This window comes from Pseudoduganella sp. LjRoot289, from assembly GCF_964252925.1.
In the GTDB taxonomy this organism is placed as follows: domain Bacteria; phylum Pseudomonadota; class Gammaproteobacteria; order Burkholderiales; family Burkholderiaceae_D; genus Rugamonas.
Genome location: NZ_CAXUPN020000001.1, coordinates 3,051,019 through 3,074,638, shown reverse-complemented (window position 1 = coordinate 3,074,638; position 23,620 = coordinate 3,051,019). Strand labels below are relative to the sequence as shown.

General features: G+C 64.8%; 24 protein-coding genes. 13 read left to right on the top strand and 11 right to left on the bottom strand.

The window, feature by feature from the left end:
- Nucleotides 1–26: 26 nt before the first annotated feature.
- The 4 genes from ACSQ8Y_RS12915 to ACSQ8Y_RS12900 form a co-directional block, all read right to left on the bottom strand.
- A complete protein-coding gene (locus ACSQ8Y_RS12915; protein WP_436266876.1) occupies nucleotides 27–1,388 on the bottom strand; it encodes a DUF1329 domain-containing protein in 1,362 nt (453 codons plus the stop codon).
- 18 nt (nucleotides 1,389–1,406) lie between these two features.
- Nucleotides 1,407–3,053 (bottom strand): DUF1302 domain-containing protein, encoded by a 1,647-nt coding sequence (locus ACSQ8Y_RS12910; RefSeq protein ID WP_436266874.1) that lies wholly within the window; start codon nucleotides 3,051–3,053, stop codon nucleotides 1,407–1,409.
- A gap of 350 nt (nucleotides 3,054–3,403) precedes the next feature.
- Entirely contained in the window at nucleotides 3,404–4,549 is a 1,146-nt protein-coding gene (locus ACSQ8Y_RS12905; protein WP_436266873.1) for an ABC transporter substrate-binding protein, read from the bottom strand.
- A 101-nt stretch (nucleotides 4,550–4,650) separates the two neighbouring features.
- Nucleotides 4,651–5,562 (bottom strand): LysR substrate-binding domain-containing protein, encoded by a 912-nt coding sequence (locus tag ACSQ8Y_RS12900; RefSeq protein ID WP_436266872.1) that lies wholly within the window; start codon nucleotides 5,560–5,562, stop codon nucleotides 4,651–4,653.
- A 182-nt stretch (nucleotides 5,563–5,744) separates the two neighbouring features.
- Here ACSQ8Y_RS12900 and ACSQ8Y_RS12895 point away from each other — a divergent pair, with 182 nt between their 5' ends.
- The 4 genes from ACSQ8Y_RS12895 to ACSQ8Y_RS12880 are packed head-to-tail and all read left to right on the top strand — an operon-like array spanning nucleotide 5,745 to nucleotide 9,896.
- Nucleotides 5,745–6,923: an acyl-CoA dehydrogenase gene (locus ACSQ8Y_RS12895; protein WP_436266871.1), complete on the top strand. Its 1,179-nt coding sequence runs from the start codon at nucleotides 5,745–5,747 to the stop codon at nucleotides 6,921–6,923.
- Between the two features lie 50 nt (nucleotides 6,924–6,973).
- Nucleotides 6,974–8,227, top strand: a complete 1,254-nt coding sequence (locus ACSQ8Y_RS12890) for a CaiB/BaiF CoA transferase family protein (RefSeq protein WP_436269812.1) — start codon at nucleotides 6,974–6,976, stop codon at nucleotides 8,225–8,227.
- A 23-nt stretch (nucleotides 8,228–8,250) separates the two neighbouring features.
- A complete protein-coding gene (locus ACSQ8Y_RS12885; RefSeq protein WP_436266870.1) occupies nucleotides 8,251–9,681 on the top strand; it encodes an aldehyde dehydrogenase family protein in 1,431 nt (476 codons plus the stop codon).
- Nucleotides 9,682–9,722: 41 nt separating this feature from the next.
- Complete coding sequence (locus tag ACSQ8Y_RS12880) at nucleotides 9,723–9,896, top strand: hypothetical protein (RefSeq protein WP_436266869.1); 174 nt, start codon at nucleotides 9,723–9,725, stop codon at nucleotides 9,894–9,896.
- Nucleotides 9,897–9,911: 15 nt separating this feature from the next.
- Here the strand turns inward: ACSQ8Y_RS12880 and ACSQ8Y_RS12875 are convergent, their stop codons facing one another.
- Nucleotides 9,912–12,215: a glycoside hydrolase family 31 protein gene (locus tag ACSQ8Y_RS12875; protein WP_436266867.1), complete on the bottom strand. Its 2,304-nt coding sequence runs from the start codon at nucleotides 12,213–12,215 to the stop codon at nucleotides 9,912–9,914.
- A gap of 176 nt (nucleotides 12,216–12,391) precedes the next feature.
- Nucleotides 12,392–12,922 (bottom strand): RBBP9/YdeN family alpha/beta hydrolase, encoded by a 531-nt coding sequence (locus ACSQ8Y_RS12870; RefSeq protein ID WP_436266866.1) that lies wholly within the window; start codon nucleotides 12,920–12,922, stop codon nucleotides 12,392–12,394.
- Between the two features lie 125 nt (nucleotides 12,923–13,047).
- Here ACSQ8Y_RS12870 and ACSQ8Y_RS12865 point away from each other — a divergent pair, with 125 nt between their 5' ends.
- A complete protein-coding gene (locus tag ACSQ8Y_RS12865) occupies nucleotides 13,048–13,506 on the top strand; it encodes an Lrp/AsnC family transcriptional regulator (protein ID WP_436266865.1) in 459 nt (152 codons plus the stop codon).
- A gap of 27 nt (nucleotides 13,507–13,533) precedes the next feature.
- Here the strand turns inward: ACSQ8Y_RS12865 and ACSQ8Y_RS12860 are convergent, their stop codons facing one another.
- Together ACSQ8Y_RS12860 and ACSQ8Y_RS12855 are read right to left on the bottom strand one after the other, a co-directional pair.
- Nucleotides 13,534–13,974: a PIN domain-containing protein gene (locus ACSQ8Y_RS12860; RefSeq protein ID WP_436266864.1), complete on the bottom strand. Its 441-nt coding sequence runs from the start codon at nucleotides 13,972–13,974 to the stop codon at nucleotides 13,534–13,536.
- The gene (locus ACSQ8Y_RS12855; RefSeq protein ID WP_436266863.1) at nucleotides 13,971–14,156 is read right to left on the bottom strand and encodes a hypothetical protein; all 186 of its coding nucleotides are present in this window, start codon (nucleotides 14,154–14,156) and stop codon (nucleotides 13,971–13,973) included. The genes ACSQ8Y_RS12860 and ACSQ8Y_RS12855 overlap by 4 nt, the downstream gene beginning before the upstream one ends.
- A 621-nt stretch (nucleotides 14,157–14,777) precedes the next feature.
- On the opposite strand from ACSQ8Y_RS12855, the gene ACSQ8Y_RS12850 reads away from it, so the two are divergent.
- The 4 genes from ACSQ8Y_RS12850 to ACSQ8Y_RS12835 all read left to right on the top strand — a co-directional run bounded on the left by ACSQ8Y_RS12850 (nucleotide 14,778) and on the right by ACSQ8Y_RS12835 (nucleotide 18,257).
- Nucleotides 14,778–15,161 carry a hypothetical protein gene (locus ACSQ8Y_RS12850; protein ID WP_436266862.1) on the top strand — a complete coding sequence of 128 codons (384 nt, stop codon included), beginning with the start codon at nucleotides 14,778–14,780 and terminating at the stop codon, nucleotides 15,159–15,161.
- Between the two features lies 1 nt (nucleotide 15,162).
- A complete protein-coding gene (locus ACSQ8Y_RS12845) occupies nucleotides 15,163–16,554 on the top strand; it encodes a TolC family protein (protein WP_436266861.1) in 1,392 nt (463 codons plus the stop codon).
- Nucleotides 16,551–17,942, top strand: a complete 1,392-nt coding sequence (locus ACSQ8Y_RS12840) for a multicopper oxidase family protein (RefSeq protein WP_436266860.1) — start codon at nucleotides 16,551–16,553, stop codon at nucleotides 17,940–17,942. The genes ACSQ8Y_RS12845 and ACSQ8Y_RS12840 overlap by 4 nt, the downstream gene beginning before the upstream one ends.
- A gap of 99 nt (nucleotides 17,943–18,041) precedes the next feature.
- Complete coding sequence (locus tag ACSQ8Y_RS12835; RefSeq protein ID WP_436266859.1) at nucleotides 18,042–18,257, top strand: hypothetical protein; 216 nt, start codon at nucleotides 18,042–18,044, stop codon at nucleotides 18,255–18,257.
- 81 nt (nucleotides 18,258–18,338) lie between these two features.
- Here ACSQ8Y_RS12835 and ACSQ8Y_RS12830 read toward each other — a convergent pair whose 3' ends face one another.
- The gene (locus tag ACSQ8Y_RS12830; protein WP_436266858.1) at nucleotides 18,339–18,899 is read right to left on the bottom strand and encodes an SRPBCC family protein; all 561 of its coding nucleotides are present in this window, start codon (nucleotides 18,897–18,899) and stop codon (nucleotides 18,339–18,341) included.
- 246 nt (nucleotides 18,900–19,145) lie between these two features.
- Between ACSQ8Y_RS12830 and ACSQ8Y_RS12825 the strand changes: the two genes are divergently transcribed.
- Entirely contained in the window at nucleotides 19,146–20,888 is a 1,743-nt protein-coding gene (locus ACSQ8Y_RS12825) for an extracellular catalytic domain type 2 short-chain-length polyhydroxyalkanoate depolymerase (RefSeq protein ID WP_436266857.1), read from the top strand.
- Between the two features lie 26 nt (nucleotides 20,889–20,914).
- Here the strand turns inward: ACSQ8Y_RS12825 and msrA are convergent, their stop codons facing one another.
- Nucleotides 20,915–21,421, bottom strand: coding sequence for a peptide-methionine (S)-S-oxide reductase MsrA (gene msrA / locus ACSQ8Y_RS12820; protein WP_436266856.1), 507 nt, complete (start codon nucleotides 21,419–21,421; stop codon nucleotides 20,915–20,917).
- A 260-nt stretch (nucleotides 21,422–21,681) separates the two neighbouring features.
- Here msrA and ACSQ8Y_RS12815 point away from each other — a divergent pair, with 260 nt between their 5' ends.
- From ACSQ8Y_RS12815 to ACSQ8Y_RS12805, 3 genes are all read left to right on the top strand, one after another.
- Nucleotides 21,682–22,428, top strand: a complete 747-nt coding sequence (locus ACSQ8Y_RS12815) for a substrate-binding periplasmic protein (protein ID WP_436266855.1) — start codon at nucleotides 21,682–21,684, stop codon at nucleotides 22,426–22,428.
- Nucleotides 22,425–22,730: an NIPSNAP family protein gene (locus tag ACSQ8Y_RS12810; RefSeq protein WP_436266854.1), complete on the top strand. Its 306-nt coding sequence runs from the start codon at nucleotides 22,425–22,427 to the stop codon at nucleotides 22,728–22,730. Before ACSQ8Y_RS12815 ends, ACSQ8Y_RS12810 begins: the two co-directional genes overlap by 4 nt.
- 62 nt (nucleotides 22,731–22,792) lie before the next feature.
- Nucleotides 22,793–23,041 (top strand): DUF3297 family protein, encoded by a 249-nt coding sequence (locus ACSQ8Y_RS12805; RefSeq protein ID WP_436266853.1) that lies wholly within the window; start codon nucleotides 22,793–22,795, stop codon nucleotides 23,039–23,041.
- Here the strand turns inward: ACSQ8Y_RS12805 and ACSQ8Y_RS12800 are convergent.
- The gene (locus ACSQ8Y_RS12800) at nucleotides 23,032–23,613 is read right to left on the bottom strand and encodes a hypothetical protein (protein WP_436266852.1); all 582 of its coding nucleotides are present in this window, start codon (nucleotides 23,611–23,613) and stop codon (nucleotides 23,032–23,034) included. The two genes, ACSQ8Y_RS12805 and ACSQ8Y_RS12800, sit on opposite strands and share 10 nt — an antisense overlap.
- Between the last annotated feature and the right edge of the window lie 7 nt (nucleotides 23,614–23,620).

Below are 23,620 nucleotides of genomic sequence, written 5' to 3'. Positions count from 1 at the left end.
CCGTGCTTTGCGGTGGGGTGCGGCGCTTAGCGCGAACCCTTGGCGGCCAGGTTCTCCGGCGTGAAGTAGCTGTCGCTGAAGGGCGGCATCTGCTTGTACTGGTAGGATTTCTCGCCCGGATAGTTGGCCAGCACATAGGTGTTGGCCAGCAGGTTGTACAGGCCGAAGGTCTGCGCCACCGACCCCGGCACGTCGCCCATCGCCATCGGCAAGGTGTAGCCGACGCGCCAGATCTGGCCCTGGCCGTCCCACATGTCAGACAGCACCATGTTGTACGTGTCCTCGTCGAGATAGTAGCGGCGCTTGGGTACGGCGTGGCGCTTGCCCGCCGCCACCGTTGCCTCGACTTCCCACACGCGGTGCAGCTCCCAGCGCACATGGTCGGGGTTCAGGTGCTGCGGGCCGAGCAGGTCGCTGGCCTTGGCCAGCCAGGTACGGTTGGTGTTGTAGGGGACGTAGACTTCCTTCTTGCCGAGGATCTTCCAGTCGTAGCGGTCCAGCGCGCCGGAGAAGCCGAAGGCCTCGTCGAAGTAGAAGGCGCCGGAGGCCACGCTGTCCGGCGTGTCGTAGCCCAGCGTCGGCGCTTTGCGCGTGCGGCGCTGGCCCACCAGGTACTGCCAGGCCTGGCGTCCCTTGCCGGCGTTGACGGTGTCGCGCAGCAGGATGGATTCGCCGGCCTTGAACGGCGGCCCGTAGGTGACCAGCATCAGGTTGTTGTAGTCGCCGTTGAACTTCTCGGGCGAGCCGTCCTTGAACCAGTAAGGCGATTGCACTTCGCTCAGGCCGTCGGAGGCCATGGTGGACTTGCCGTCCGAGGTGGTCACGAACAGGCGGAACTGCATGGAGCTAGCTTGGCCCTTCCAGGACAGAAGGTGGTTCCACATCAGCTCATGGCCGGTCTTGGGGACAGGGAAGGGCACGCCGCCATGGCAGCCTTCGATCGACTGGCCGCCGTCCGTGGTCTTGCAGCGGGTGGCGTTCTTGAATGTGTTGTCGTAGGCCCACTGCGGCATGGCGGCCGTGCGGTGGGTCGGGTAGACGTCGATGCGGTAGCCGGGGTATTTTTTCATCAGCGCCTTGACGCCGTCGGTCAGCTTGTCGGCGTGCTGGTCCATGTTCTTTGCGCTGATCGACAGCAGCGGCTTTTCGTTGGCGTAGGGATCGGGGCGCGGGTCGCCTTCCTTGTAGCCGGCCGGCGCCTTGGTGTAGCCGCCGTCCCAGGCCGGGATCGTACCGGCCTTGTTGCCGGCCTTCTCGGCGCCGGACGGGGTCAGCTCGCCTTTCAGTTTCGCGGCCTCGTCGGGGCCGACAACGGCCTGCGCGCCGGCCGCCCATGCCAGGCCCAGTATCGCGGCGGTGATGGCCGCGCCCATGCTCATCTTGTTCATGTTCAGTGCTCCTCGTGTTTAGAAAGTGCTTTGCAGCGAGACCGACAGGAAGTCGCGGTCCTTATTGGTCTGGCGGTACTGCAGGATGGTCGCGGCGGGGAGCGTGTTGGGCGAGATGAAGGTGCCCGCGCCGCCGTAGAAATGCACCAGGTTCATGCTCAGTTTGAATTGCTTGCGGAAGTCCAGGCTGGCGCCCAGGCTCATGTCGCCGCCATGCTCGGCGCCGCCGCCGAACTTCACATTGGTCGACGAGCGCCCGCTGATGGTGTAGCCCACGCCCATGGTCACCGCCAGGTCGACGCCGGGCGAGACCTGGTAGTACTCGGGGATGAACAGCGCGCGCAGCGCGGAGGCGTCGCGCGTGGTGTTCGGGTCGAGCGCGGCCGGGTTGCGGCTGATGCTCAGGCGGCGGTTCCATGCCACTTCGGCCAGCAAGGTGCCGCCATCCCACAGTGCACTGCCGTTCATCACATAGATCGCCGAGACGTTGGCGTGCAGCGATTTGCCGACCGCGTAGGCGGGGTTGCCGGCGTTGTCGGCGCCGAAGGCCACCACCGGGTCGCTGACCAGCGGCACGTTGTGGCGGGTGAGCACTTCGAACGCCACGTTGGCGCCGGCCAGCGTGGTGCTGGCGCTGGCCCCGAACGCCTTGATGTCCTGGCCGTAGACATGCTCGTAGCTGCCGATGGAGGGCAGGGCGGGGATGGCTGCGGGCTTCAGGTAGAGATTGAAGTCCTTGTCGTGGTACTTCGTCGCGTACAGGCCGAATTCGGCGATCTCGCTCTCCGGGCGGTAGCGCAGCTGCAGGCCGCCCTGGCCGCTGTCGCTGGGCCGGATGTCGGCGCTGCGGTCGAAGTGCACGTGGGCGAAGGAGCCCGGCGCAAAGAATCGTTCGGCGCCGGGGCCGACGTAATCGGCGCCGGAGAAATAGCTGCCGGAGGCGGGGATGCGGTTGGCGCGCCACTCGAACTGGTAATAGCCGCCCAGCGTGAAACTGGAGTTGAGCTGCAGCTGGCCGGACAGCTGGTTTACCGGCATCAGCAATTCCTTGAACTGCGTGCCCGGAACCGACAGCAGCTTGATCACGTCGACCGGCGCCTGGCCGCCGGCAATGCCGTTGTCGCCGAAGAACAGGGACTCGCCGTACAGCACCGTGTGGCGGCCCAGCCGGACGCTGGCCGGCATGCCGCCCAGTTCCGCGCGCGTGTAGACGAAGGCGTCCAGCAGTTCTGCTTTGCGGCCGTGCAGGTCGCGCGTGCCGCGGGTGAAGCGCTGGTAGGGGACGGTGCTCTGGCTGGCGGTGGATGGGGAGCTGTTGTCGTTGGCACGGTTGTACACCGTGTCATACCAGGCCGCGCCGCTGACGCGCAGGCCCGAGTCCTTGTAGGATAAGTCGATTTCCGACAACAGGTCGACCCGGCTGGAGATCAGGCCCTTGTCGAAATTGCGGTCGCCGTCGTCCATATTGGCGTCGGCGAGCAGGCTGGGCGCCTGGCCCTTCAGCCTGAACGCGGCGTTGTATTTGACCGTGTTGTCCCACCTGAGCTTGAGCTCGGGATTGCCCGTCGCTACTTCCATTGCCCAGCCTGACGACACCGCGGCGCATTGCAGCAGCAGCGTCGCCAGCGCCGGCTTGAACACGCGTTTGTTGCTCGTACTTTTCATGAAGTCTCCTCGTTATGACGGCTAGCTGCCGCGTTTTATCACTGCGTCTTTATTATGCATCAAATATAAATTTGTGCATAGTTTTGAAATTAATGCGCAAAATTAAAGGCGATAGTGTTGTGCGGGAGGCGACGGCGGCGGGCAGGCCGCACGCTGTGAAGCGTGCATCCAGGCGCGAGTGGACGCGCCGCGCAGGGTGGCGGCGATGGTTTCGGCGTTGAACTGGTTCGAGGCTATCGCCCAGGCGTAGCTGGCTCTGCTCGCTGCGGTGTGGAGGTGTGGCGTTGCGGTGCGCATCGGTCGAGCGCACCGCGGAGGGAAGTGAAGGGAATGCGGCCTTGCCGGTTTTCTTAGAGCTTGCTGACCGATACAGGCTTGCCCTTGTGGACCTTGGTCAGGTAAACCTTGTTCAATCCCTGGTGATCCTGAGGGCCGAAGGCGATATCGAGTCCGCCCAGGTTGACGTTCATTTTTTCCAGCGCGGCAAGGAAGCCGGCCCGGGTCAGTTCGGGGCCGGCCTTCTTCAAGCCCTCGACCAGCGCCGCAGCGTCGATGTAGCCTTCAAACGAGGTGTAGTCGAATTCGTGGACGCCGGCAGCCTTCATGTCGGCCTGGTATTGCTTGACGATGGGGATGGAGTCGTCGAACGGCGAGGGCACCACCTGGGTGATGTAGACGCCTTCCGCTGCTTCGCCCGCGGCCTTGATGAAGTTGGCCGTGCCGACAAAGGACAGGTTGAAGAACTTGGGCTTATAGCCGGCGGCATGGGCCTTTTGCACCAGCGCGGCGCAGGCCTTGTAAGTGCCCACCATCAGCACCGCCTCCGGTTTGACCGCCAGCAGGGCCGCCAGGCCGGCATCGACGTCTTCCGTGTTGCGCATGTAATGGCCTTCGGCGGCGATGCTCGTCTTGCGCTTTTGCAGCGCCAGCTGCAGGCCTTCCTTGCCGACCTTCCCGTAGGTGTCCTCCTGGTAGAACAGGCCGAACTTGGTGACGCCGGCATCGCTGACCAGGCGCTCGACCTGCATCTCGATCTCGTTGAAGTAGGAAGAGCGGATATTGAAGATCTGCTTGTTGACGGGGGCGCGCAAGAATTCGGCGCCGGTGAACGGGGCGAAAAACGGCACGTTGTTGTCGACCGCCATCGACAGGGCAGCCTTGCTGGTCGGCGTGCCGACGTAGCCGAACAAGGCGAACACATTGTCCTTCTTGATCAGCTTTTCGGTTGCGGCCGCGGTACGCGGCGGATCGTAGCCGTCGTCTTCGCTCACCAGGGTGATCTTGCGTCCGTTCACGCCGCCCGCCGCGTTGACTTTCTTGAAGTAGGCCTCGCTGCCGGACTTGACGCCCAGGCCCAGCCCCGAGGTCGGTCCGGTCAAGGCGTTGGCCATGCCGATCTTGATCTCCGTGGCGGTCACGCCATTCTCCGCCATGGCGGCCGGTGCCAGCGCCGCGACGAACAGTCCAAGGGCGGTAATGAGCGTTTTTGTTTTCATTGCTTTACTTTCAAGTTGATTTCAAGTTGGGCCGATGACCGGCGTATGGATTTATTAAATGTGTCAAGTTTCCATGTGACATTAAACGTTTCTATGTGATATTACAAGCGCTTATCGGCGCCGCTCTGGACCTGCAGCCATAAGCGGAACCGCGCCAGCGCCGGCGTGTCCGGCGCGGCCTCCGGCGTCACCAGGTAGTAGGCGCGCTGTCCGCCCAGCGGCTTGTCGCACACCACCTGCAATTCCCCGCGCAGCAGTTCGGCCTCCACCAGCATGCGTGGCAGCAGCGCCACGCCCAGGCCGTGTGCGGCGGCCACCGCCTGCATCGAAAACAGCTCGTAGCGCGGCCCGTGCATGGCCAGTTCGGCGTCCACCTCCATGGCGTCGAACCACTGGCGCCATGCGTCGGGACGGGTGCTTTGCTGCAGCAGCGGCAGGCGCGCGATGTCGTGCGGCGTCCAGCGCTTGCGCCCGGCCAGCAGGCGCGGACTGGCCACCGGCACCACCGTTTCCGGCATCAGCATCACGGCGCGCGTGCCGGGCCAGTTGGCGATCTGCTCCGGGCTGCCGGCGTACAGGGCGGCGTCGAATTCGGCTTCGGTGAACATGAAGGGGCGCGTGCGCGCGTCCAGGTGGACCACGATGTCCGGATGGCTGGCGTGCAGGTCCTCCAGGCGCGGCAGCAGCCAGCGGGTGGCGAAGGTGGGCACGGAGGCAAGCCGGATGGTGCCGCCCGCGCCTTGCCCGGCCATGGCATCCAGCGTATCGCGCTCCAGGCCGGCCAGCCGCAGCGCAACCTGGCGCGCGTAGGCCGTGCCGGCCGGGGTCAGCGCCACGCCGTGGCGGGTCCGCTGGAACAGGCGCACGCCGAGGAAGCTTTCCAGCGCCGCCACCTGGCGCGACACCGCGCCCTGGGTCAGCGACAGTTCGCGCGCGGCGTTGGTGTAGCTCTCGTGGCGGGCCGCCGCCTCGAAGCAGCTAAGCGATTGCAACATGGGGATTTTGCGCGTCATGACATGCCTGATTTGAATAGGTGGGTGAATGTTGCCTGCTGCGCGAGCTTACAACGCGGAGTCTTGCGCTGCAAGTTATGAGTGGAATGCATATCTGGGTGAGAACAAATCGTTTGCTGGGAAGGCGGCGCGCCTCTAAGATCGGCCCATTCCATCCACACACCGAACACACCGAGGCCGAGATGACCAAGACCGCATTCAACTGGAGTTCCCCCCTGCTGCTGGACGATCAACTGCACGCCGAGGAGCGCGCCGTGCGCGACGCCGCGCGCGACTATTGCCAGGGCCGCCTGGCCGGCCGCGTGCTGGAGAATTTCCGCCACGAGCAAACCGACGCGTCCATCTTCCGCGAGATGGGTGAACTGGGCCTGCTTGGCGTGACGATACCGGAAGCCTACGGCGGCACGGGCCTGAACTACGTCTGCTACGGCCTGGTGGCGCGTGAGGTGGAGCGCATCGACTCCGGCTACCGTTCGATGATGAGTGTGCAGTCCTCGCTGGTGATGGTGCCCATTTACGAATTCGGTTCCGAAGCCACGCGCCAGAAATACCTGCCCAAGCTGGCCAGCGGCGAATACATAGGCTGCTTCGGCCTGACTGAGCCCAACCACGGTTCCGACCCGGGTTCGATGATCACCCGCGCCAAAAAGGTCCCCGGCGGCTACTCGCTGTCCGGCGCCAAGATGTGGATCACCAACAGCCCGATCGCCGACGTGTTCGTGGTCTGGGCCAAGGACGACGAGGGCGCGATCCGGGGCTTCGTGCTGGAAAAGGGCTGGAAAGGCCTGAGCGCGCCCGCCATCCACGGAAAGATGGGCCTGCGCGCCAGCATCACCGGCGAGATCGTGATGGACGAGGTGTTCTGCCCCGAGGAGAACGCCTTCCCGGACGTGCGCGGGCTGAAAGGTCCGTTCACCTGCTTGAACAGCGCCCGCTACGGCATCGCCTGGGGCGCGCTGGGCGCGGCGGAGGACTGCTTCGAACGCGCGCGCCAGTACACCATGGACCGCACCCAGTTCGGCCGTCCGCTGGCGGCCAACCAGCTGATACAGAAGAAGCTGGCCGACATGGTGACCGAGATCGCCATGGGCTTGCAGGGCTGCTTGCGCCTGGGCCGCATGAAGGACGAGGGCACCGCCGCGGTGGAGCTGACCTCCATCATGAAGCGCAACAGCTGCGGCAAGGCGCTGGAGATCTCCCGCATGGCGCGCGACATGATGGGCGGGAACGGCATCAGCGACGAATTCGGCGTGATCCGCCACCTGCTCAACCTGGAAGTGGTGAACACCTACGAGGGCACGCACGACGTGCACGCTTTGATCATCGGCCGCGCCATCACCGGCCTGGCGGCGTTCTCCTGACCATGGCCGGGGGCATGGGCAAGGACGCGGGCGCGGACAAGGGCGCGCACATGGACGCGCGGGCGGGGACGGACATGCGGCGCGGCGCGGCGCTGGCCGGCGTCAAGGTGCTGGACCTGTCGCGCGTGCTGGCCGGTCCGCTGGCCGGCCAGGTGCTGGGCGACCTGGGCGCGGACGTGATCAAGGTCGAACGCCCGGAGCAGGGCGACGACACCCGCGCCTGGGGACCGCCCTACCTGAAGGACGGGCAGGGCGACGACACCGACGTCGCCGCCTACTTCCTGTGCGCCAACCGCAACAAGCGTTCGGTGGCGATCGACATCGCGCATCCGGAAGGGCAGGCGCTGGTGCGCCGCCTGGCCACGCGCGCCGACGTGGTGCTGGAGAACTTCAAGGTGGGCGGCCTGGCGCAGTACGGCCTCGATGCGGCCAGCCTGATGGCGCTCAACCCGCGCCTGGTGTACTGCTCGATCACCGGCTTCGGCCAGGACGGGCCGTACGCGGCGCGCGCCGGCTACGATTTCCTGATCCAGGGCATGGGCGGGCTGATGAGCGTCACCGGCGCGCCCGACGGCGAGGCGGGGGCGGGACCGCAGAAGGTGGGCGTGGCGTTGACCGACGTGATGACCGGGCTGTACGCCGCCGTCGCGGTGCAGGCCGCGCTGCTGGAGCGCACGCGCTCCGGCCTGGGCCAGCACATCGACCTGGCGCTGCTGGACGTGCAGATCGCCGGCCTGGCCAACCAGGCGTCGAACTACCTGGCCGGCGGGGTGCTGCCGCGCCGCATGGGCAACAGCCATCCCAACATCGTGCCCTACCAGGACTTCCCGACTGCCGACGGCGACATGATACTGGCGGTCGGCAACGACGGACAGTTCGTGCGCTTTTGCGGCGTGGCCGGCCATCCCGAATGGGCGGCGGACGAGCGCTTCGCCACCAATCCGCAGCGTGTCGCGCACCGCGCCGAGCTGATACGCATGCTGCGCCAGGCCACCATCCTGCGCGGCACCGCCGAATGGATCGCCGCGCTCGAGGCGGCCGGTGTGCCCTGCGGGCCGATCAACCGCATCGACCAGGTGTTCGGGGACCCGCAGGTCCGTGCGCGCGGCATGCGCATCGAGATGGCGCATCCGGAGGCTGGCGTGGCGCCGCTGGTGGCCAGTCCGATGCGGCTGTCGGCCTCGCCGGTGCGCTACCGCCTGCCGCCGCCGGCGCTGGGTGAACACACCGGCCAGGTGCTGGCCGAGTGGCTGGACATGGACGCGGACCAGCTGCACAAGCTGTATCTCAAAGCGGCAATTTGAAGCCGACAAGGACAGGACAGGACATGAAACCGAACTATATCGACGGCGCGTGGCTGGAAGCCGGCAGCGCCAGGGCCAACATCAATCCTTCGGACACGGACGACGTGATCGCGCACTACGCGCAGGGCGACGCGGCGCAGGCCGGGCAGGCCGTGGCGGCCGCGCGCGCCGCGTTCCCGGCGTGGTCCCGCAGCGGCATCCAGCTGCGCGCCGACGCGCTGGACCGCATCGGCGCCGAACTGCTGGCGCGCCAGCGCGAACTGGGCGAGCTGCTGGCGCGGGAGGAGGGCAAGACCCTGCCCGAAGCCATCGGCGAGGTGGCGCGCGCCGGCATGATCTTCCGCTTCTTCGCGGGCGAGGCGCTGCGGCCGCAGGGCGAGTGCCTGCCCTCGGTGCGGCCCGGCATCGACGTCGAGATACGGCGCGAGCCGGTGGGCGTGGTCGCCATCATCACGCCGTGGAATTTCCCGATCGCGATCCCGGCGTGGAAGATCGCCCCTGCGCTGGCCTACGGCAACTGCGTGGTGTTCAAGCCGGCCGACCTGGTGCCGGGGTCGGCCTGGGCGCTTGCCGAAATCATCAGCCGTTCCGGCCTGCCGCCGGGCGTGTTCAACCTGGTGATGGGACCGGGCAGCCAGGTCGGCCAGACCTTCATCAACGCGCGCGCCGTCAACGCCATCAGCTTTACCGGCTCGGTGGGCACGGGGCGGCGCATCATCGCCTCCGCCTGCGAGCGCGGCGCCAAGGTGCAGGTGGAAATGGGCGGCAAGAATCCGCTGGTGGTGCTGGCCGACGCGGACCTGGCGCAGGCGGTTGAAGTGGCGGTGCAGGGTTCCTACTTCTCCACCGGCCAGCGCTGCACGGCGTCCAGCCGGCTGATCGTCGAAAAGGCCGTGTTGCCGCGTTTTGTCGAGGCGGTGACCGCGCGGCTGCGCGGCCTGCGTGTGGGGGACGCGTGCGCGCCGGACACCCATATCGGCCCGGTGGTGGATGGCGGACAGCTGCAGCATGACCTCGACTATATCGCGCTGGGCCGGCAGGAGGGCGCGAAACTGGCCTTCGGCGGCCGGCGCCTGGAACGGGAGCGTCCAGGCTTCTACCTGGAGCCGGCGCTGTTCGTCGACGCCGCGCCAGACATGCGGATAGCGCGCGAGGAAATCTTCGGGCCGGTAGCCTGCGTCATCGCGGCCGACGACTACGAGCACGCGCTGGCGCTGGCCAACGACTCCGAGTTCGGCCTGTCGGCGGGCATCTGCACCACCTCGCTGAAACACGCGGTGCATTTCAAGCGCGAGGTGCAGGCCGGCATGGTGATGGTCAACGCGGCGACGGCGGGTGTCGACTACCACGTACCGTTCGGCGGCAGCAAAGGGTCCAGCTACGGCGCGCGCGAGCAGGGCAGGTATGCGGCCGAGTTCTACACCACGGTGAAAACCGCGTACACGGCCTGTTGATGCGGTCTGGGGCCAGCGCGGCGCCTGGTGGGCGCTACAGCATGTCGAGACTGACCGACATCGGCCAGGAGAAGCGCTGTCTCACCTGCGGCGAGTACTGGCCGGCGGACGGCGAATTCTTCGAACCCACGAAGAAAACGCGCGACCGCCTGACCGCGCGCTGCATCGCCTGCATCAAGGAGAAGACCTGGTCTTCGGTGTTGATACGGACGTAGCGGATTCCTGCGCGATCACTGGCATTTTTCCAGAAGGACGGTGACTGGCTTGGCGCCGCCCTCCACCCGCACACCCGGATCCCCGGGCAGGGCTCCGCAGCGCACCGTGTAGGCCTGTTTGCCGGGCATGCCGGGGAAGGCGCCTTGCCGTGGCTGTATCGTCAGGCTGGCGGCCGCCTGCTTCCACTCGAAGCGCACGGTGGCGTATGCGTTGGCGGTGTAACCGTCGCCATCGCCTGCATCGTCGTACAGGACGTAGCTGCCGTCCTTGCCCGGATACACCCGGATCTCGACCGGTTCCGCGCTTTTTTCATCGGCATATTGCACCACCGGGCCAAGCGGCAGGATGCTGCCGGCGCGGGCGAACAGGGGAATGGTGGCGATGTCTGCCTTGGCGGCGATGACCTTGCCGCCGCCATGGCGCTTGCCGGTCCAGAAGTCGAACCAGTCCTCCTTGCCCGGCAGGTAGACCGTGCGCACGTCGGTGTTGGCGCTCACCACCGGCGCCACCATCAGGGTTTTGCCGAACATGTACTGGTCCGGTGTGGTCACCGCCTGGCGGTCGGTCCGGAAGTCCATGGCCAGGGCGCGCATCATGGTGCCGTGGTTGCGCGTGACGTCCCACGAAGCGGAGTAGATATAGGGCAGCAGGCGGTAGCGCAGGCGCGTGTAGTCGAGCAGGATTTGTTGCGTGGCCGGGGCGAACTTCCACATCTCCTTGCCGGGACCCGTGCCATGTACACGGAACATCGGATTGAAAGCGCCGAACTGATACCAGCGCGTGTAAAGCTCGGCGTATGCCGGGTCGGAAGGTTCGCCGCCGAAGAAGCCGCCTATGTCGGCAGACCAGTAGGGGATGCCGCTCAAGGTGAAGTTGAGCGCGGCCGGGATGTGGGCCCGCAGCACGTCCCAGGTGGCATGGGTATCGCCGGACCAGGTGATCGCGCCGTTGCGTTGCTGGCCGCTGTAGGCTGAACGGGTCAGGATGAAAGGCCGCTTGGCGGGGAAGTCCTTGCGCATGCCGTCGAACACGCTGGTCGTGTGCAGCAGCGGATAGGCGTTGAGCACTTCCGCGCCGGCGCCGGCGCCGGTCTTCACGTCGCGCATCTCGCCCCAGCTTCCGCCCAGCTCGGCCTCGCTCGCGTCGAGCCACCAGCCGTCCCAGTTGGCCTGGCCCAGGTTGCGGTTGATCTGTTCCCAGTACAGCTGGCGTGCGGACGCCGAATAGGCGTCGTACCAGCGTCCCTGGCCGGCCGGGTAGACGTTGGGATAGGTCTTCGGATAGAGCGCGCCGGCCCGGTCCAGTTCCGCCGTGTTGCGTGTGCCCGTGTCGAAGCGCGCCCACACGGAAATGATGGCGTGCACGTTCTGCTCGTGCAGCTTCTTGATCATGCTTTTCGGATCGGGGAAGCGCGCAGGTTCCATGACGTGCTCGCCCCAGCCGCCCTGGCTCCAGTATTGCCAGTCCTGCACGACGGCGTCGAACGGCACCTTCATTTCCCGGTAGCGCGCCGCGACGCCGAGCAGTTCGTCCTGGGTCTTGTAATGTTCTTTCGATTGCCACAGGCCCCAGGTCCAGCGCGCCATCATCGGAGCGCGGCCGGTCAGGTCGCGGTAGCCACCGACCACGTCGTCCAGTTCCGGTCCGTAGATGAAGTGGTAATCGACGCCGGCGCCGGCTTCGGAACGGATCACGAGGGGCTCGGGGCTGGCCGGCATGTGGGCGTCGATGTCGGTGACCGAGGCGTTGTTCCATAGCACGCCGAAGCCCTTGGGCGACATCAGCATGGGCACGGCGACGTCGCGGTTGGCTTGCTGCAGGTGGACCCGGCTTCCACTGTAATCGAGCATGCCGTTCAGGTGCTGGCCCAGGCCGAGCACGGGCCCCCCGTAGGAAAACATCTGGGTAACACCTTTATTGGAAGCGCCAAATTGGCGCGCGTCCGCCGGCTCTGCCAGCAGTTCGGCTCCTTTCAGGTCGTGGAAGCTCAGCGCGCCACTGGCCTTGTTGACGCGCACCTGCAGCGCGGGCGTGGCCAGCACGTGGTGGGTCGGCGTTTCGGACACGGTCCAGGCCACGGCCTGCGGCTTGCCAACCACCGCTGGGTTGTAGTTGCCGGCCCAGTCCGGCGCAGCGCCGGCCAACACGTGCACGATGCGGTCGCTCCATGGCTCGAGGCGCAGCACGCCTTGTTCGGTTCGCAGTGCCAGGCCCGACAGCGTTTTGCTCGCCGAAATAACGGGCGTTGCCTTTTGCTGGGCGGGAACGGCATTTGCCAGCGCCGAGGTGGCGGCAAGGACGGCGGTCGCAAGTGCCATGGCACTGCATATGGTTTTCATGCGCAGCATGTGTCTCCAATATATTGTGAACTTTTATGGTATCGATAACATAACACGGCATCGTGGCATAGTCAAACGTCGGGGAAAACCTGGGCGCCCGTGCTGATACGGGTGCGCTGATTTCTGCGCCGGTCTCCCGGCGTTCACGGCCCGTTTCAGCGCGCCAGCGATTCAAACAAGGCCCAGCCGGCCGGCCATGCACCCAGTCCGCTAGCCGCGTTCAGGTGGCCATGGTTGCCCGCCTGGTGCACCTTGCTGCCCCAGTCGCGCGCGCAGCGCTGCGTGAACGGCGGGTTCGCATAGGGATCGTCGCCGCTTTCGACGATGATGCTGGGGAAGGGGAAGCGCGTTTCCGGGACGGGTGAAAAGCCCAGCGCCTGCGGTGGGAACGCGGGGCCCTGCGGGTCCGGCAGCGCCACCAGCAACGCCGCGGCGGCGGCGCTGCCTTCCCGCGCGGCCCAGTGGGCCACCGCCAGGCAACCCAGGCTGTGCGCCACGATCACGGTGCGGGGGCCGAGCCGCCGCATCGCTGCGCCGATCGCGTCGCTCCAGCTGGCGCTGTCCGGGTGGTCCCAGTCTTCCACCGCCAAACGCTCGAAGCCGGGATGGCTGCGCTCCCAAATGGTTTGCCAGTGGCTTGCGCCGGAATTATTGATGCCGGGGACGATCAGGACGGGAGTGGTCATGTTTGGCGAGGGAAGGTGATTGACGAGTGACAGTATGCCAATTATGCTGCCTCGCTGACAGAGGCGTAACATTGAAATCATCACCGATTACAATGATTTCATTGAAAATTGAGGGGTGGCCGCAAATGAAAACCAAACATGGACTGGATCGCCTCGATTGCGGCATCCTCGCACTGCTGCAGCAGAACGCGCGCATGAGCAATACCGAAATCGGCAAGCGGATCGGCCTGTCGCAGCCGGCGGTGACGGCCCGCATCCAGCGCCTGGAGGAGGCCGGCGTCATCGAAGGCTACGGCGCGCGCATCAATGCGCGCCAGGCCGGGCTCGGCATCAGCGCTTTGATCAGAGTGAAAACGACCCACAGCCAGATCGAAGCTTGCCTGGGCAAGTTCAAGAGCATGCCGGCCATCGTCGGCGCCGACCGCATCACGGGCGAGGATTGTTTTATCGTGCGCGCGACGGTTGCGGCGATGAGCGAGCTGGAGGCTGCCATAGATGAGTTGGCCAGCCTGGGCGCGGTGACCACTTCCATCGTGCTCGCCAGCTATCCGCCTAAGGCCTTGCCCCTGAAGGACGATGAATAAGGCATCAGGCTTGCCGGTATTTTGTCGCTAAATTGATTTTTGTTGAATGGGCGGCAAGATATTGGTCACGTTACCAATGGCATCGACCTCGTAGGGCACCCGTAGCCCCGGTCCTCTGAAATCGGTGATATTTCTGGTAATCAGAAGTCGTCCGGTCAATTTTGCTGTGGCTTGAATGATTGCGTCTGGCAGCTTGAGTCGGCGCTTAGGTATTTCATGTAGCGCGGTATATCGAATATTTGCAGTTTCGGCGGGGATATCGTCGCGAAGTTGGATGATCGTCAGCGCCGAATCGGACAGGAATTGTTTCACCTGTCCTCTGAGATCGGCAGGTGTACCAGTCATGACTTCGATCCAAGTGATGATGCTGATTGCCGCGTCCGCATAGGCGATCAGTTCTTCACGCGCTTCGGCTCTGCCCGCAAGGACATCAATGATTATATTGGTGTCGAACAGTACCGCTGTCATTCGGTGCGCATTTCGAGTTGGAAGGCCAGGCCATCTTGCGGCGCATCATCGCGGCCTTTGAATATGCCAAAAACTTTGCTCAAGGCAACTCGACGTCGCTCCTGCGGTGCATCTTCCGCAATCGTGCGCGGTCCCAAATCGCTTAATTCGTCGTTGGGCACTTGAAGGGTAGATGGATGCATTGCAACCTCTCGCTGGACCGGGATACAGAGCTGATATCCGCCAGTTTACGCTCAATTTAACGGTGCGGCTTGATATCGATTGAGACTTGACCTTCCCTTTGTGGGAGGGTGTATCGTGCTGGAACTTGCCAGTGCCTCGATCGCTCCTGTAATATTTCCGAACTTATGCGCGTACTTGTTCGTTTCCTGCTGTGGATGTTGATAGCTGCCTTGCCGTTGCAGGGAAGTGCGTTCGCCTTTAAGTCTTGCGGCAGCGTCGCTGTGCCACACGCCGTGGCGCAGCATTGCGGGGAGATGTCAGCCGACGTGCAGTCCGATGTTGCGCATGAGCCGAATCCGGATGACGGCCAGCCCGCAGGCGTGCACGGAAAATGCAGCCATTGCGCGAGCTGCTCGTCCGGCACGGCCGCACCGCCGGCCGTGCCAACGGTGATTCTTCCCGCCGCGTTTTCCACCAGCGCGCGCGGCGCAGCCGAGCCTGCAATGATCGCCCACATCCCTGCGACGCCCAAGCGTCCGCCCCGCCGCCTCGCCTGACTATCGTCGAAAGCGCGGATCCAGGGTCGGCCATGCGCGGCCCCCCGGCGCCGGAAAATCATTGCATCCTTTTAAGGAAACCTCATGAAACGTATCAGTTTGCTGCTCTTTGCAGCCGCTGGAGTACCGCTGTTTGTCCACGCACAGAGCGTCCGAATGACGGCGCTGGCGGACGACGCCAGTGCGGCTGTGCCTGCCTTGCGATACCAATCGGTTTTTGCAGCCCGCCAAGCCGACCCGAAGCCGCTGGCCACGCCGGACAAGGTCTGGCTGGAGGCCATCCAGGACTCCGCCGCCGGGTCCGGGCATGGCGCGCACGCAATGCATGGCGCACATGGCGCGGCCGCCAAGCGGGCACCAGCGCCCGCCGCGCCGTCTGCGGCTTCGAGCCCGGCCCCGGCCGGGCCAGCGGCGGCCCCCGCTGACGATCCGCACAAGGGGCATGACATGAATATGAAAGGCCACTGACATGCAGCGTCCATCCAAGCCTGCGCTGGGCCGCGCCGCAGTGGGACTGTCCGTTATTTTGCTGGGGGGCTGCGCCAGTCTGTCCCCCGATGGCGGCTTGAACGATGTCTCGCGCCTGACGCAAGAGCGCACCGGGCAGCCCGCCAGTTTCACTAAGGATTCCGCGCAGACCGACAACCGCAACGCCGCGCAGCTGCAAGCGCTGCTGTCCCAGCCGCTCACTGCCGACACGGCCGTGCAAATCGCGCTGCTCAACAGTCCTGCGCTGAAGGCGTCTTTCGCCGAACTGGGCGTCGCCGAAGCCGACTTTGTGCAGGCCGGCCGCTTGCGCAATCCGGCCATAGGCTTCAGCCGTGTGCGTGGCGGCAGCGAGAAGGAAATCGACCGCAGCGTGATGTTCGACATCGCCGGCCTGCTGACCCTGCCCGCGCGCCATCGCATCGAGCAGGGACGCTTCGAGCAATCCAAGCTGCGGGCGGCCTCGCAGGCCGTCCAGCTGGCGGCCGAGACGCGCCGCGCCTACTATATGGCGGTGGCGGCCGCCCAATCGGCCGCGTTCGCCGAGCAGGTGCGCGGGGCCGCCGAGGCCGCCGCCGAACTGGCCGGCAACATGGCCAGGGTCGGCAACTGGAGCAAGCTCGACCAGGCACGCGAGCGCGCCTTCCACCAGGACGCGCTGACCCAGCTGGCGCGCACCCGGCACGAGGCGACCGCCACCCGCGAGCAGTTGATCCGCCTGCTCGGCCTGTGGGGCGAGCAGCAGAACTTCACGCTGCCGGAGCGCCTGCCCGAGCTGCCGGCGCAGCCGCAAGAGCCGGGCAATGCGGAGGCGCGCGCGATGTCGCAGCGGCTGGACGTGCTGTCCGCCCGGCGCGACGCCGAAGCTACCGCCGCCGCGCTCGGCCTGACCCGCGCCACCCGCTTCATCAACGTGTTCGACGCGGGCTACGTCAACAAGAGCAGCAGCGGCGCGCCGCGCGAGAACGGCTACGGGATTTCGCTCGAGTTGCCGATCTTCGACTGGAGCAGCGGCACGGCGCGCGCCGAAGCCGTCTACATGCAGGCTGTGCACCGCACCACCGACACGGCCGTACGCGCCCGTTCCGAAGTGCGCGAGGCGTATTCGGCCTACCGCACCACCTACGACATCGCACGCCACTACCGTGACGAAGTGGTGCCTCTGCGCAAGCAGATTTCGGACGAAGTCCTGCTGCGCTACAACGGCATGCTGGCCAGCGTGTTCGAGCTGCTGGCCGATTCGCGCGAACAGCTCAACAGCGTCAACACCGCCATCGAAACCCAGCGCGACTTCTGGATTGCCGAGTCGCGGCTCCACTCCGCCATCAACGGCGGCGGCAATGGCACCAATACCGAAACGAGGACCACCCCATGATTTCACGCAGAGACTTCTTCAAGGGCGCGGGCGCCGCGGCGGTCGGCGTGGCCGCCGTCAGCAAGGCCGGCGCGGCCAGCCTGCCCGAGGCGATGCTGATGGACAGCGCCAAGACACTGGTGCCGCCACCGCCGCCCAACGGCCGGCCGTTCAACCCGGTGGTCACGCTGAACGGCTGGTCGCTGCCATGGCGCATGAATAACAACGTCAAGGAATTCCACCTGGTCGCCGAGCCGGTGGTGCGCGAACTGGCGCCCGGCATGAAGGCCAATCTGTGGGGCTACAACGGCCAGTCGCCGGGTCCGACGATTGAAGTGGTGGAGGGCGACCGGGTGCGCATCTTCGTCACCAACAAGCTGCCCGAGCAGACCAGCGTGCACTGGCACGGCCAGCGCCTGCCGAACGGCATGGACGGCGTCACCGGCCTGACCCAGCCCGGCATCGCGCCCGGCAAGACCTTCGTCTACGAATTCGTGGCCAAACGCCCCGGCACTTTTATGTACCACCCGCACGCCGACGAGATGACGCAGATGGCGATGGGCATGATGGGCTTCTGGGTGACCCATCCCAAGGACCCCTCGCTGCACGCGGTGGACCGCGATTTCGTCTTCCTGCTCAACGCCTACGACGTCGAGCCGGGCAGCTACACGCCGAAGACCAACACCATGCTGGACTTCAATCTGTGGACCTTCAACAGCCGCGTGTTTCCCGGCATCGACACCATGCCGGTGCGCCAGGGCGACAAGGTGCGCATCCGCGTGGGCAACCTGACGATGACGAACCACCCGATACACATGCACGGGCACGAGTTCGCCGTCACCGGCACCGACGGCGGCTGGACGCCGCCGGCGTCGCGCTGGCCCGAGGTGACCACGGACATCGCGGTGGGCCAGATGCGGGCCATCGAATTCGTCGCCACCGACCCCGGCGACTGGGCCTTCCATTGCCACAAGTCGCACCACACGATGAACGCGATGGGGCACAACGTGCCGAACCTGATCGGCGTCGACCATCGCGGCGTGGCCGAGAAAATCAACAAGATCGTGCCCGGCTACATGGTCATGGGCGACAAGGGCGGCTCCATGGGCGGCATGGAAATGCCGCTGCCGGAAAACACCTTGCCCATGATGACGGGGCAGGGACCGTTCGGCGGCGTCGAAATGGGCGGCATGTTCACGGTGCTCAAGGTGCGCAAGGACCAGAAGCGCGGCGACTACACCGACCCGGGCTGGTACAAGCACCCGGCCGGCACGGTGGCCTATGAATGGACCGGCGAGCTGCCGCCGCCGGCGCGCAGCAGCAGCGCGGGCGGACACACCATGCCGGTGGTGAACAAGCCGGAAATCGAAGTGACGGTGCGCAAACCAACGGGGCACGGCGGGCACTGAGACAAACATCATGAGCGGGCGCTTTAACTGGCAATCCCGCGCCCCCGGCCGGGCGTGTTTGCTACACTGGGTTCCGGTTCTGGGTAAAGGAGAAAAACCATGGCTATGTCACAGGAAAGTTATGTCAGGCAGCAAGGCCTGCGCAAAAGCTACGATATCGAATACAGCAGCCTGCGCTACAGGATATCGCTGGAGGGCAAAGTGCTGAAGGAGATCGAATTGCCGCTCGATACGCTGGCCGCCATCGGCGACGAGGCCACCTGGAAGAGCGCGGTGGCGGACATCGAGCATCTGCGCGGCATGCCTGAAGAGTAGGAGGGAAAGCCATCCGTGCCGTATGCCTTGCACGGGTGGCTTGGTCGTTTCTTGGTCGTTTCTTGTTCGTTTCTTGGTCGTTTAGTGCGCGGTCGGGGACGGACCCTGGCTTTGTATCGTGCCGCGCCAGGCGCCGGTTTCCTTGCCGCGCTTCTCGATCATTTCCTTGAAGCGCTTGAGGTTGCTGGACGCTTCCAGACGCACCGCGCCCAGCAAGTCGCCGATGTTCTCGATGGCGTCCTGCGGCTCGTACGTCATCTGCAGCGTCACGCGGCAGCGCGACCCAGCCTGCGGCTCGAATGTCACCACGCCGCTGTTGGGCGCGCCGGTCGTGCTGCGCCAGGCGATGCGCTTGTCCGGAATCTGCTCGACGATCTCGGCGTCCCACTCCACCGGTTTGCCCAGCACGTCGGCCTTCCAGTGCAGGCGCTTGTTGTCGAGCTGCCGAACTTCGTGCACGCTGTCCATGAAGGATGGGAATTCCTCAAACTGCGTCCACTGGTCATAAGCCGTCCTTACCGGCACGTCGACGACGATGGATTCGCGCACCGTCGAAGCGCCGGCCTTCCTTTTCTTCATTTGCTTGGCTACGTACACGCCGCCCACCGCCAGCGCCGCCATCGTGATTAGTCGATTGATCATGGAGTGCTCCTTTCGAATGGATTTTTATCGTAATCCCATCCACTTCACGCTCCTATAGTCTCTTTCGCAAGTTCATGTAGGAGCAGTCCTTCAACGGCGCGCCTTCCTTCGCCAGCCTGGTGCGAAAACCAACGTCCAGCCGATACGGTAAAAATACCAGTTTTGTCATATTCACAAAGTTAGCCTTTAATATCGGACTCCTGCCGGCAGCGGCCGTTGCAGACACAACGATAAAGGAGACTATCAATGGCGTATCCAGTTGAGCATTCCAGCATCCGTCGATTTGTTCTTGCCACCTTGTTGGCTGCAGGCTTGCCTGCGCATGCCGCCCCGGTGCCGCTACCGTCCTACAACGTCGACATCGCCCAGACTTCGGTGTCCGGCCTGTCGTCGGGCGGCTTCATGGCCGTGCAGCTGCATGTCGCTTTTTCTTCCACCTTTAAGGCCGGCGCCGGCATCGTCGCGGGCGGGCCTTACTACTGTGCGCAGGGCGCCGTCGGCACCGCGACCGGGCCCTGCATGGCGGCCACCAGCATCAGCAAGCCGGCCACCGCGACCCTGGTGTCGACCACCAACAGCTGGGCCAGCCAGGGCTTGATCGACCCGACCGGCAACCTGGCCAACTCCAAGGTGTATTTGTACTCCGGCACCATCGACAGCACCGTCAAGCAACTGGTGATGAACGAGGCCGACACCTACTACAAGAACTACATTGCCGGCGCCAACATCTTCTACAAGAACAACCTGGCGTCCGAGCACGCGATGGTGACCGACTACTTCGGCAGCGGCTGCAGCACCAAGGCCAGTCCCTACATCAACAACTGCAATTTCGACCTTGCCGGCGAAATCCTGAAATGGATCTACGGACCGCTGAACGCCAGGAACAGCGGCACGCTGGGCGGCTCCTTTGTCGAATACAACCAGGCCGAGTTCATCGCCAGTCCTCCCACGCACGGCATGGCCGCCAGCGGCTGGGCCTATGTGCCGGCCAGCTGCGGCAGCAACCAGCAGTGCAAGCTGCACGTGGTGGTGCATGGCTGCCAGCAGGATCCCACCAAGATCCAGGACAAGTACTACCGCAGCACCGGCTACAACAAGTGGGCCGACACCAACAACATCATCATGCTGTATCCGCAGACGGCGCCCAGCAGCACGGGCAACCCGAACGGCTGCTGGGACTGGTGGGGCTATGACGACGCCAATTACGCGAAAAAGAGCGGGCGCCAGATGGCGGCCATCAAGGGCATGGTCGACCGCGTGACGGGCGGCTTCAGCGCGCTGCCGGCGCCGGCCGGCCTGAACGTGAGCGGCGTGACCGACGACAGCGTGACGCTGGCCTGGAGCGGCGTGTCCGGCGCGGCGGGCTACAACGTCTACCGCTCGGGCAGCAAGGTCAACGCCAGCGTGGTCACTGCGCTGGCCTACACCGATACCGGGCTTGCGTCCGGCAGCAGCTACAGCTACACAGTGAAGGCGGTGACGGCGGGAGGCTCCACCGGGGCCGAATCGGCGGCGGTGAACGCCACCACCAGCGGCAGTCCGCCGCCCTTGGCCATTCCGGCAAACCTGGCCGTCACGGGCCAGACCGGCACGACCGTCAGCCTGGCCTGGAGCGCCGCCAGCGGCGCCACCGGCTACCATGTGTACCGTGACGGCGCCAAGGTCAACGCCACGCCTGTCAGCGCCACCAGCTATACCGACAGCGGCCTGGCGGCGTCGACCAGCTATAGCTACGCGGTGACGGCGTTTGCAGCGGGGCGGGAAAGCGCGCTGTCGGCGCCGGTGTCCGCCACCACCACCTCCGGCTTCGTGTGCACGGCCACCACGTCGAGCAACTACGCGCACGTGACGGCGGGCAGGGCGGTCAACAGCGGCGGCTACGCGTTGGCCAAGGGCTCGAACCAGAACATGGGGCTGAATAACACGTTCTACACGAGCACGCTGGCGCAGACCTCGGCGGGCTATTACATCATCGGCAACTGCCTGTGAGGTAAGGTGAGATGAGGCGCCCGGCCTTAGCTGCGCTGGGGCAGTTTCCAGTCCGGGCGGATGAAGTGGCAGGTGTAGCCGTGCGGCAGGCGCTCCAGGTAGTCCTGGTGCTCCGGCTCGGCTTCCCAGAACGGCCCGGCGGGCGCCAGCTCCGTCACCACCTTGCCGGGCCACAGGCCGGACGCGTTGACGTCGGCGATGGTATCCTCGGCCACGCTTTTCTGCTCGGGGCTGGTGTAGAAGATGGCCGAGCGGTAGCTGCTGCCGCGGTCGTTGCCCTGGCGGTTGGGCGTGCTGGGGTCGTGGATCTGGAAGAAGAATTCCAGGATCTTGCGGTAGCTGATCACGGCCGGGTCGTACACGATCTCGATCGCCTCGGCGTGCGTGCCGTGGTTGCGGTAGGTGGCGTTCGGCACGTCGCCGCCGGTGTAGCCCACGCGCGTGGCCAGCACGCCGGGATAGCGGCGGATGAGATCCTGCATGCCCCAGAAGCAGCCGCCTGCGAGGATGGCGGTGTCGGTCGATTTGCTCATGTTTTTCCTTTTTTGGCGTGTGCGCGATGCCGCCGTAGATATGGCCGGATTGCAAAAAAACAAGCTGGCGTGCCCGCAGGGCTCTGCGCCCCTGCGGGTATCCATATTTTGCGTGTTCAGAGGCCTTGTATGGATTCCCGCCTGCGCGGGAATGACAAACTGTGAGCGGAAAATTCGGAAAATACGTAGCAATCTGATATGTTCGTTAAGCCGGAAGTGTGATATTTTTACACTTCGTCAATTGCCGAATGGAAAGTTTGATGATTTTGCAGCGCCTATTCCTGGTCGCCATGCTGCTCTGCAGCGCGTCCATCGCGTTTGGCGCGGAGCGTATGCTGGCGGTCACGGAGGAATTCCCGCCCTTTAACTACACGGAGAACGGCAAGCTGGCCGGCTACGGCGTCGAACTGGCGCAGGCGGTGCTGGAAGGTGCCGGCGTGGATTACGCGATGGCCTCCTACCCTTGGGCGCGCGCCTACGAAATGGCGCAGCAGCAGCCCAACGTGCTGATATTCAGCATGACGCGCACGCCGGACCGCGAGAAACTATTCCATTGGATAGCGCCGCTGGCCAAGCGCAGAGTCTATTTGTATAAACTCGCGGCGCGCACCGATATCAAAGTGCAGGGCATGCTGGACTTGCGGCGCTATTCCATTGCGACCAACCGGGGCGACGTCGTGCATAAGCAATTGAAAGCGCTGGGCTTGGAGGAGGGGCAGAATATCGACCTGTCCGACACCGACCTGGCCAATGTGCGCAAGCTGGCCGCCGGCAGGGTGGAACTGATCGCCGAATCCGAACTGTCGATGCGGGTGATGGCGGCCAGCGCGGGGCTGCCGATGGAAAAACTGGAGCGCACCATCGTGTTGCCAGGAGATTACGATTACTATATCGCTGCCAGCCTGAAAACGCCCGAAGCGACGGTGCGGGCCCTACGCGCCGGCTACCTGAAAGCGAAGGACGCCGGTTTTATCAAACGCCTTGCCGAGAAATTTGCCATCCCATGATCACCTGCTATCTGCGCTACATCATCGACCCGTACAAGCTGACGGAATTCGAACACTACGGCAAAATCTGGATCCCGCTGGTGGAGCGCTTCGGCGGCCGGCACCACGGCTACTTCCTGCCGTCCGAAGGCGTCAGCAACGTCGCGCTGGCGATGTTCTCCTTCCCCAGCCTGGCCGAGTACGAGCAGTACCGCACCAAATCGATGAGCGACCCGGACTGCCAGGCCGCGTTCCGCTACGCCGAGGAGACGCGCTGCTTCCTCAGCTACGAGCGCAGCTTCTTCCGGCCGGTGTTCGAATAAGGCAGGCGCCATGCGGGCTGGGGCGTTGTCTGGATCGGCTTTCTAGTGGATAATTGCGGCCTATGAACGATACTACTACTCCACCACCATTGCCGGATCGCCTGTCGGTCGATCCGAAGAGCCCATTCCACATCCTGCCCGTGCTGCAGCACGACATCGGCATCAAGTTCAACGACAAAGAGCGTCTGGACGTCGAAGAGTACTGCATCAGCGAAGGCTGGATCAAAGTCGCAGCCGGCAAGAGCCTGGATCGCAAGGGCCGTCCGATGCTGATCAAACTGAGCGGCAAAGTCGAAGCGTTCTACAAGTAATTCCCTACCGGGCTGGGTCGGTGGTTCTGATCGCCGTCGCCGCCCCACGCACGCAGGCGGCTGCAGGATACCTTCGTACGCAGCAGCTGCTCGTAGTCTTCATATTCCCACGTGTTTCCTCCTTGCGCCCGCGCCACTGCGGGGTGCCGGACGGTCCAGCCCTCGGGCACGTCGTACTTTACCAGGCAAGGGCCGTCGTGCGCGGCCACGCGCAGGTAGCGGGAGCCGAGCGGCACGCCGCTGATGCCGGCCAACAGGCGTGCGCCTACGCCCGCTTCCATCGGCGAGGCGGGCGCGCGGTAGCTCACCGTCAGCGCCTCTCCACGCGGCTCTACCGTGTAGCACGACCAGCCGTGGAGTCGCATCTCAAGCTGTTTGCCGCTGGCAGGATAGACGGCGCGCACATCGAACAGGTCGAACGCGTCACGGCCAAACCTCTCGAAGTCCTCGTTTCCCGGCACCCAGGCCGGCGTCATCAGCATGGTTTCGCCGGGCGCCAGTTCCGAAAGCTGGAACTGCACGCGCAGTTCATTGCGCAAGAGGTCCAGCGTCACCAGATAGCTGACTTTCATTCGTTTC

What these genes read in the sequence shown, in the direction of transcription:
- ACSQ8Y_RS12915 (WP_436266876.1), bottom strand. Translation starts at nt 1,388, where the DNA reads ATGAACAAGATGAGCATGGGCGCGGCCATCACCGCCGCGATACTGGGC.
- ACSQ8Y_RS12910 (WP_436266874.1), bottom strand. Translation starts at nt 3,053, where the DNA reads ATGAAAAGTACGAGCAACAAACGCGTGTTCAAGCCGGCGCTGGCGACG.
- ACSQ8Y_RS12905 (WP_436266873.1), bottom strand. Translation starts at nt 4,549, where the DNA reads ATGAAAACAAAAACGCTCATTACCGCCCTTGGACTGTTCGTCGCGGCG.
- ACSQ8Y_RS12900 (WP_436266872.1), bottom strand. Translation starts at nt 5,562, where the DNA reads ATGACGCGCAAAATCCCCATGTTGCAATCGCTTAGCTGCTTCGAGGCG.
- ACSQ8Y_RS12895 (WP_436266871.1), top strand. Translation starts at nt 5,745, where the DNA reads ATGACCAAGACCGCATTCAACTGGAGTTCCCCCCTGCTGCTGGACGAT.
- ACSQ8Y_RS12890 (WP_436269812.1), top strand. Translation starts at nt 6,974, where the DNA reads ATGGACGCGCGGGCGGGGACGGACATGCGGCGCGGCGCGGCGCTGGCC.
- ACSQ8Y_RS12885 (WP_436266870.1), top strand. Translation starts at nt 8,251, where the DNA reads ATGAAACCGAACTATATCGACGGCGCGTGGCTGGAAGCCGGCAGCGCC.
- ACSQ8Y_RS12880 (WP_436266869.1), top strand. Translation starts at nt 9,723, where the DNA reads ATGTCGAGACTGACCGACATCGGCCAGGAGAAGCGCTGTCTCACCTGC.
- ACSQ8Y_RS12875 (WP_436266867.1), bottom strand. Translation starts at nt 12,215, where the DNA reads ATGGCACTTGCGACCGCCGTCCTTGCCGCCACCTCGGCGCTGGCAAAT.
- ACSQ8Y_RS12870 (WP_436266866.1), bottom strand. Translation starts at nt 12,922, where the DNA reads ATGACCACTCCCGTCCTGATCGTCCCCGGCATCAATAATTCCGGCGCA.
- ACSQ8Y_RS12865 (WP_436266865.1), top strand. Translation starts at nt 13,048, where the DNA reads ATGAAAACCAAACATGGACTGGATCGCCTCGATTGCGGCATCCTCGCA.
- ACSQ8Y_RS12860 (WP_436266864.1), bottom strand. Translation starts at nt 13,974, where the DNA reads ATGACAGCGGTACTGTTCGACACCAATATAATCATTGATGTCCTTGCG.
- ACSQ8Y_RS12855 (WP_436266863.1), bottom strand. Translation starts at nt 14,156, where the DNA reads ATGCATCCATCTACCCTTCAAGTGCCCAACGACGAATTAAGCGATTTG.
- ACSQ8Y_RS12850 (WP_436266862.1), top strand. Translation starts at nt 14,778, where the DNA reads ATGAAACGTATCAGTTTGCTGCTCTTTGCAGCCGCTGGAGTACCGCTG.
- ACSQ8Y_RS12845 (WP_436266861.1), top strand. Translation starts at nt 15,163, where the DNA reads ATGCAGCGTCCATCCAAGCCTGCGCTGGGCCGCGCCGCAGTGGGACTG.
- ACSQ8Y_RS12840 (WP_436266860.1), top strand. Translation starts at nt 16,551, where the DNA reads ATGATTTCACGCAGAGACTTCTTCAAGGGCGCGGGCGCCGCGGCGGTC.
- ACSQ8Y_RS12835 (WP_436266859.1), top strand. Translation starts at nt 18,042, where the DNA reads ATGGCTATGTCACAGGAAAGTTATGTCAGGCAGCAAGGCCTGCGCAAA.
- ACSQ8Y_RS12830 (WP_436266858.1), bottom strand. Translation starts at nt 18,899, where the DNA reads ATGATCAATCGACTAATCACGATGGCGGCGCTGGCGGTGGGCGGCGTG.
- ACSQ8Y_RS12825 (WP_436266857.1), top strand. Translation starts at nt 19,146, where the DNA reads ATGGCGTATCCAGTTGAGCATTCCAGCATCCGTCGATTTGTTCTTGCC.
- msrA (WP_436266856.1), bottom strand. Translation starts at nt 21,421, where the DNA reads ATGAGCAAATCGACCGACACCGCCATCCTCGCAGGCGGCTGCTTCTGG.
- ACSQ8Y_RS12815 (WP_436266855.1), top strand. Translation starts at nt 21,682, where the DNA reads ATGATTTTGCAGCGCCTATTCCTGGTCGCCATGCTGCTCTGCAGCGCG.
- ACSQ8Y_RS12810 (WP_436266854.1), top strand. Translation starts at nt 22,425, where the DNA reads ATGATCACCTGCTATCTGCGCTACATCATCGACCCGTACAAGCTGACG.
- ACSQ8Y_RS12805 (WP_436266853.1), top strand. Translation starts at nt 22,793, where the DNA reads ATGAACGATACTACTACTCCACCACCATTGCCGGATCGCCTGTCGGTC.
- ACSQ8Y_RS12800 (WP_436266852.1), bottom strand. Translation starts at nt 23,613, where the DNA reads ATGAAAGTCAGCTATCTGGTGACGCTGGACCTCTTGCGCAATGAACTG.